This is a genomic window from Campylobacter sp. 2018MI34, assembly GCF_016598975.1.
In the GTDB taxonomy this organism is placed as follows: Bacteria; Campylobacterota; Campylobacteria; order Campylobacterales; family Campylobacteraceae; genus Campylobacter_D.
The window spans coordinates 1-2368 of record NZ_JAENKS010000044.1; the positions used below are offsets into that span (position 1 = coordinate 1).

2 protein-coding genes are annotated in these 2368 nt (G+C 20.7%); both read right to left on the reverse strand.

Annotation, left to right across the window (positions count from 1 at the left end; genetic code table 11):
* Positions 1-114: 114 nt before the first annotated feature.
* Positions 115-855 carry a hypothetical protein gene (locus JG676_RS09020; protein WP_234126478.1) on the reverse strand — a complete coding sequence of 247 codons (741 nt, stop codon included), beginning with the start codon at positions 853-855 and terminating at the stop codon, positions 115-117.
* A 191-nt stretch (positions 856-1046) separates the two neighbouring features.
* Positions 1047-1799 (reverse strand): P-loop NTPase fold protein, encoded by a 753-nt coding sequence (locus tag JG676_RS09025; protein WP_246801809.1) that lies wholly within the window; start codon positions 1797-1799, stop codon positions 1047-1049.
* Between the last annotated feature and the right edge of the window lie 569 nt (positions 1800-2368).

Genomic DNA, 2368 nt, shown 5'->3' on the forward strand with positions numbered 1-2368 from the left:
TTTAGCTTTTCAATCACTTCTTGCATTTGCATTTTAATAATTTGTTTTAATTTCAAAGAATTTAAACACAAAACAAAATATTAAAAAGCAAAGAAAATATTTTATTTTGAAAGGTTAGGTTTTAAGTATTTGCAATAAAAAACAATTATGCTCTTGACGCTCAAGAGTTTTAAGAATTTTTTCCTTTTTAATTTTATTTTCATCTAATTCTAAAAAATCTAAATAGGCTTGAAATAAATTATCATTACGATCATATTCTTCTTGTTTTTTTACATCCATTGCACTAGAAAAAAAGATAAAAAATTCATGATAAAAATCACTATTTGCTTGAAAAGACTTTACTATGCTTTCAATTTCAAAATCGTTATATTGCTTAATTGTATCAGAATAAAATGTTTCTCTAATTTCATCCGATGAAAGATTGTCTAAAAATAAATCAATATCTATATTTTGATATTTTTCATTTTGCAATTCTTTATAATAATTTTTATATTCTTCATTTTCCTCTATCATTTCTTCTATCTGTTGATAAATATCACTATAAAATGGATCATAGCGGTCTGATATATTAATTTTATATTCGACCAATTCTTTAATAACAAATTTTTCAATATCTTTTTTACAATTTAATTCTTTGCCTGTTATTTTTTTGTAAATAATAAAAAAATATTGATAGTAAGAAATAGAAGAATAAGCTCCATTGCCGTATATATAATTTTTAAATTTTGGAAACAAATCTTTTATATACTTTGCAAAATCTATATCATTTAAATTACTATATAAATATTTATCTCTACATTTATCAAAATAAATTCTAGCCTCTTCTTTTAAGTCACTTTCAAAATGAAATTTCAAATTATCTAAATCATCTTGATTTAAATAACAAAGATCTTCAAAATATTTTTTAATATAGTTCGAGATTGGTTTTCATTAGTATTATAAGAATAATATTTTTTGATATGATTTAACAAAATATCATAATACATTTTCAGTCCGCCAAAAAATATTTCATTACTATAATCTTCTTTTTTGATTTTCATAAAGCATTATTTATTAAAATAAATTATATGTTCTATAAAGCGTAATAGTAATCGTAAATTATTATTACATGAATTTTGATAACATTCAAAAATTATATTTTGTATTTCTTTATCACATTCTATTTTATTAGAAATAATATTCTTAGCCACTTCGCTATTATCATCTATATTAATCTCATAATCGATAACTTTTTCTTTGTAAGTTTGGTACCAGTTTTCACTATTACCTTGTTTAGCTTCTTCTTTGTTGTTTGCAGTTAAATTATTGTTTTGTTCTTCTAATTCATCTATATGAAAAATCATAACAACATTACATTCTTTATCTTCTTTGAGTAAATTTACAAGTCCTAGAATTTCTTTTAAAGAAAGTTTATCAGATCTTCTTTCTATATTATCAAAACACACAATAATATTTTTAAAATCTTCTTTCTTTAAAAAAGAAAAAATAGCACCAGAATTAATATCGACTATTCCAGCAGATTTAAATTTAGCAATCCTAAAAGCAATTTGTGTAAAAATATTTATAATTTTATTGTAATTTCCATGTAGCTTTAAAATTATTTCTTCTAATATTTGTTTGTAGTTTTCTTTACCAAAAAGATCTATATAAATGACTTTTTTATTATCAAAGTTTAAGGTAATTTCTTTTTCAACTTGTTTCCAAAGATATGTTTTACCTATACCCCAAGATCCATTTATAGCTAAACACTTTTTAGATTTACTATTTAAAAAATTGGCGATTTTATCAATTTTATTCATTATGTGCTCCATAAAATAATTATCTAATTTTACAATAATATTAAGTTTTCTATGTAACTATCTTCCAAAACTTAAAACTATAGATAGTTACATACTATTTTTATATAAAAAGTGGTTAAATTATGATTATATAGTGTTTTATAAGGATAGTTATATAAAAAATAAAATATAAACTTATTTTAAGTAAAAATATAACTATCCTAGAGAGCAAAAAACATTTTTGGGATATAAAATTTAAAATCAAACCTCGATTTTATCTGCCTTTTAAACAGCATTTAATCACTATCTTGGGATAAAAACATTTTAGGATATTTGGGATATTTTACAATTTAAATTAGGAAAGATAAAAAGTTATTTTTATATGCTTTAAGGAGCTATTATTTGGGATTTTTGCTAAAATTATTTAGAGATAGTTACATATTTTTTTAAAATACCCCTCACACTTTTTATATCATTTTTTAATTTAACATAATAACCTTAACTTACTTAAATGGATATCTTTTACTATTTGTTTTTATAATAATATGTAATAAATATCTTTTACTTCTTATTAAAAAATATCTAATTTA